General features: G+C 60.3%; 8 protein-coding genes. 2 read left to right on the plus strand and 6 right to left on the minus strand.

The features are described from left to right. The coding region (locus tag VD811_11860; protein ID HXV21670.1) for an AMP-binding protein at positions 1-330 on the minus strand (330 nt) is incomplete at its 3' end. A 238-nt stretch (positions 331-568) separates the two neighbouring features. On the opposite strand from VD811_11860, the gene VD811_11865 reads away from it, so the two are divergent. After that, positions 569-1,015: an NfeD family protein gene (locus VD811_11865; GenBank protein HXV21671.1), complete on the plus strand. Its 447-nt coding sequence runs from the start codon at positions 569-571 to the stop codon at positions 1,013-1,015. 114 nt (positions 1,016-1,129) lie between these two features. On the opposite strand, the gene VD811_11870 is transcribed toward VD811_11865, so the two are convergent. Genes VD811_11870 through VD811_11880 form a run of 3 tightly spaced genes read right to left on the minus strand, consistent with a single transcriptional unit; the run spans position 1,130 to position 2,080 of the window. Further along, positions 1,130-1,381, minus strand: a complete 252-nt coding sequence (locus tag VD811_11870; GenBank protein ID HXV21672.1) for a hypothetical protein — start codon at positions 1,379-1,381, stop codon at positions 1,130-1,132. Between the two features lie 35 nt (positions 1,382-1,416). Next, positions 1,417-1,674 carry a hypothetical protein gene (locus tag VD811_11875; protein HXV21673.1) on the minus strand — a complete coding sequence of 86 codons (258 nt, stop codon included), beginning with the start codon at positions 1,672-1,674 and terminating at the stop codon, positions 1,417-1,419. A gap of 13 nt (positions 1,675-1,687) precedes the next feature. Next, positions 1,688-2,080, minus strand: coding sequence for a type II toxin-antitoxin system VapC family toxin (locus VD811_11880; GenBank protein ID HXV21674.1), 393 nt, complete (start codon positions 2,078-2,080; stop codon positions 1,688-1,690). 208 nt (positions 2,081-2,288) lie between these two features. Here VD811_11880 and VD811_11885 point away from each other — a divergent pair, with 208 nt between their 5' ends. Continuing rightward, a complete protein-coding gene (locus VD811_11885; GenBank protein HXV21675.1) occupies positions 2,289-2,591 on the plus strand; it encodes a hypothetical protein in 303 nt (100 codons plus the stop codon). 39 nt (positions 2,592-2,630) lie between these two features. Here VD811_11885 and VD811_11890 read toward each other — a convergent pair whose 3' ends face one another. Then, positions 2,631-3,362, minus strand: coding sequence for a nuclease-related domain-containing protein (locus VD811_11890; GenBank protein HXV21676.1), 732 nt, complete (start codon positions 3,360-3,362; stop codon positions 2,631-2,633). A 194-nt stretch (positions 3,363-3,556) separates the two neighbouring features. Beyond that, positions 3,557-3,975, minus strand: a 419-nt coding sequence (locus VD811_11895) for an HNH endonuclease (GenBank protein ID HXV21677.1), incomplete at its 5' end; no start/stop codon positions are given.

A 3,975-nucleotide genomic window follows, 5' to 3' on the forward strand; every position in this document is an offset into this window, starting at 1 on the left:
CTTCGCCTCGGCGTGGTTGAGAACGTATTCGATCTGTTCCGGGGTATTGGTGGCGTAGATCGGCACCGTGACGGCGCGGACGGTCTGGGTGCCGAGATCGGCGATGGCCCAGCCGACCCGGTTTTCCGACAGGATCGCCACCCGGTCGCCGGGTCGCACTCCCGCCTTGCGCAGCCCGCGCGCCGCCATCAGGACGCGCTCGTACAGCTGGGCATAAGTCAGGACAGTCCATTTGCCCCCCCTTTTGAAACTGACCGCCGGCTGCCCGGCAAACCTGGTCGCGTTCGACTTCAGCAGTGCCGGCACCGACCTGAACGGGACTTCGATCATCGATTACGGACCTTCCATGACGGCATACGGCATTTCATCCCCGGAAGGCAAATAGTCTCAGGAATCTCCTGACGTTCGGGCCATCCTGTATGGCGCTTTCAATTTTATCATCTATCGGTGATATTGATACTGCCCGACGGCTTGTTGACCTTCATTTTCATTCATTCCCGGCCGGCTCTCCCGATCGGGTAAGATGGAGTTGGCAACGGACCATGACCTTCAGGGGTAAACTGTGTTCATGAGCAGACGGCGCATCACCAGACGAGTCGTAACCAGATACGCGATGCTGCAGCTCCCGGCCTTGCTCCTGCTGATCATCAGTCTGCTGGCGTTGCGGCACTGGAGCGTGATCCCCTCCTGGGTGTTCTGGGCCGGCACCGCGGTCTGGATCGTCAAGGACGTCCTGCTGTTTCCCTTCGTCTGGCGCGCCTATGATCCGGATGCCCCGTCTGCCGCCAACGCCATGGTCGGCAGGCGCGGCGTGGCCGTGCAGCGCCTGGAGCCTTCGGGGTATATTCAGGTCGGCGGCGAGCTTTGGAATGCGGAGCTGGAGGCAGGCGAGACGGCGGTGGAGGCGGGGGAAACGGTTCTGGTGCAGGAGGTCCGGGGGCTGACTTTGCGGGTAAGGCGGGAGGGGGATGCGCGGGGAGGGACGGAACGGACGAACCATTCTCTTACTTCGTGATCATCGGCTTTCGGGCCCCTCGTCACCTCCGGCCGGCCGGTATCCCCTGCTGTCCGCAATTGCCGACCGACCCCAAACAATTCAACTGTTCAACGCTTCAGCGGTCCCAAGGCGTCACGGCTCTTCCAGGAGCTGCCATTCGGCAAAGCCTTCCTTGCGGCCGGGAACCTTCCTCCCCCTGAGCACCACCCGGGTGCGGACAGGGTCGGTCTTCACGGCGACGTACGCCCGCACCAGGGCGGCGACGGTCGCCTCCTGCAGGGTGATGGAAGAGCCGTCAGCCAGCTGCACGGTGGTACGGATATGGAGATGCCCCTCGGGAATCTCCGCCACAATCTCCGTCACATCCTCGTTTCTGAGCACCACGGCAGGCTCTCCCGTCTTCAGTCGTTTTAGTTTGCTTATTTCCAAATTTCCTCATCGACCTTCTCGAATACAGCCGTATTGCGCTCGAATTCTGATGCCTGTTCCTGGCTCCAGGTGCCGGCCAGGTGGTCAAGATCGCTATAAATGACATTCCGTTTTCTCTTGTCGAGGCCAAGGGACTCACGAATAAGCCGCAGGGTCACTGCATTGACACTAGTCCCCTCTTTTTGGGCCCTTTCTTTCAGGGCTTCGGCCGTTTTCTCGTCGATTCCGCGCAGGGTCATGGTGGCCATGGTTGCCTCCTTATCAGATGCCGGTCAGCAGCAGTCCGTCGATATGCTGGAAGTGTTCGTCCAGGGTGGCGAGAGCAAGCCCGTGCCGCAGGGTGGCGGCAGCAATCCAGAGGTCATTGGAGGGGATTGGCCGCCCTTTTTCCTTCAAAGCACGGAATACTTCGGCATAGAAATCCGCGGTTTCCTCGTCGATGTTGAGAATCTCGACCCGGGGCGAATCCAGAAACTGATCGAGTTCCCGTCGATTCTCCGCTTCCCGGCTACCACAGCGAAAGCCGGCCAGCAGTTCACCGAGGACCACGGTGCTCATCCCGATGTATTCCACCTGACGCAAAAGCTCTACCGCTGATGGCTGTTTCCGCTTGAAGGCAACGTAAAAATTGGTATCGACCAGGATATGCTTCATCTCGCCCTCGCGCCAGTTCCATTCCTGATTACACAAATTGACAGCGATTTGCGGTGAGTATATGCCATCAACACTTCCTGGTCAATGAATGCGCCTCGGCGCCATCACCACGAAGGACGGCCAGTTCTGCCAGGTGGACCTGGACTCGGGACCGGGGACTCGCCTCCCCCTACTCCCCCAAAAACCTCTGCCTCCGGTGCCATTCGAGATGCTGCCGCGCCGGCCAGTGCGAGGGGTTGACGGGCAGAGTGATCGTGCGGTCCTTCATGCGCGCCAGCAGGAAGGCAGCATCGCCAGCCTCGGCGAAGTGTCGGTCGGCGACGAGGATGGTGTAGTCGTAGCGGAGAGGCCAAAGGCCGTTGTCGAACAGCCAGTGGGCGTTTTTGGAGAGGGCGAGGCCGTTATTCAGGTCGTTGTTGCGGCTGCGGGCGAACTGGTGGATGTGGGCGGCATCGATGATGGTGCCGGAGGTAAGAGTAACGAGGCGATAGCCGGTCAGGGCACAGGATGAATTTCGTTACTATCCCCGTCACCCCCCCATCCCCTGGCTTCACTTGACTTTGCGGTACGCCGCCGGCTCGACGTCGCGGCAACGGTGCTCCAGCTGGTGTTTGATCCGTTGGATCTGGTTTTCGGTCAGCACCCCTCTCCCCTGCGCCCGCGCCCACCCCTGCGGACTCTTGCCACTGTAGAGGATGACGTCGCTCTTCGCCTTCTGCTCGACATACCACCCCGGCAGCGCCAGGGCCGGCCGGACGTCGACGCTTTCGCCGATGGCGCTGGAAAGCCACTGCTTTAGCCAGACCGCCTGCCGACGGGCCTGCTCGATAAACTTGCGCTCTTCCCATTCGGGGAATTGCAACATCTTGCCGTCGAAGGTCACGGTGGCGTCGAACTTACCGCGCCCCTTGTCGGGCTTGAACCGCCCTTTGGTCTCGACGGCGAAGACGCCGCCAGGGCCGACGGCCACATGGTCGATGTTGAAGTTCTCGGCGGGGAAGTCGTGGTAGACGTAATAGCCGTCGCGCATCAGGTGGTTGAGTTCTTGACCGACTGCCATCTCCGCTTCCAAGCCCAGGCGCAGCTCGTTTCGACGGGTTAGATGCAAGCTGAGCTTGCGGGAGAGGTAGAGCATGATAACCAAGGCTAATAGAACGTAAATCACGATGGTCGAAGCAGTCGCCCTGATGTGCCCGAAATAGAGCTGGGTCATGGCCAGGCCAAAAATCATCAATGGGACCATGAGCAGGCCGAATAGATCGGCATTGATTTCCTCTTCCAAGTTATCGATTTGGGGCAGGAGAGATTGGCCGGGACTGCGCAGGAGCATGCCAGTAAGGGGCGAACGGCGGCCTTTTTTCTGCCGCTGATAAACAAACCTGGCCAGGTGGGCGCATGGCAAGGCCAGCAGGAACATCAAGCCGATGGGGATTAGTCCAAGAAGAAGGGATTTCATCTTATCTTCTAAAAAAAATACTATAGCCGCCACCCCCGCCTATGCTCGGCGAGATACTGTTGCGCGGGCCAGATGTCGCGGTCCGGTGGGCCGATGATGCCCCGGCCGGAAAGGGTGAGCAGGAAACCGGGGACATTCGGGTTGGCGGCGATCTGTCGCGAGGTGATGACGTTGTAGTCGTCGGAGACGCCCATCATCCCCTCGTCGAATGCCCAGTGGCAGAGCTTGCAGAGCGCCATGCCGTTGCGGATGTCGTCGTTCTTGCTACGGATCCAGGGGATGATGTGGGCGGCATCGACCACGGTGTGCCCTTCAGGGGTAATGATCCGCACTCCACACAGGGTGCAACGGTGGTCGTAGGTGGTGACCACGATGCGGCGGAAACCCTGATCGCGGGCGGCTGGCTTGTAGCTGTCCGCCTCCAGCGTCTCAGCGACCA

It is taken from the genome of Desulfuromonadales bacterium (assembly GCA_035620395.1).
In the GTDB taxonomy this organism is placed as follows: domain Bacteria; phylum Desulfobacterota; class Desulfuromonadia; order Desulfuromonadales; family DASPGW01; genus DASPGW01.

Excerpts from the sequence above, each read along its gene's own strand:
- VD811_11865 (HXV21671.1), top strand. The coding sequence starts at position 569 with ATGAGCAGACGGCGCATCACCAGACGAGTCGTAACCAGATACGCGATG.
- VD811_11875 (HXV21673.1), bottom strand. The coding sequence starts at position 1,674 with ATGGCCACCATGACCCTGCGCGGAATCGACGAGAAAACGGCCGAAGCC.
- VD811_11880 (HXV21674.1), bottom strand. The coding sequence starts at position 2,080 with ATGAAGCATATCCTGGTCGATACCAATTTTTACGTTGCCTTCAAGCGG.
- VD811_11885 (HXV21675.1), top strand. The coding sequence starts at position 2,289 with ATGCTGCCGCGCCGGCCAGTGCGAGGGGTTGACGGGCAGAGTGATCGT.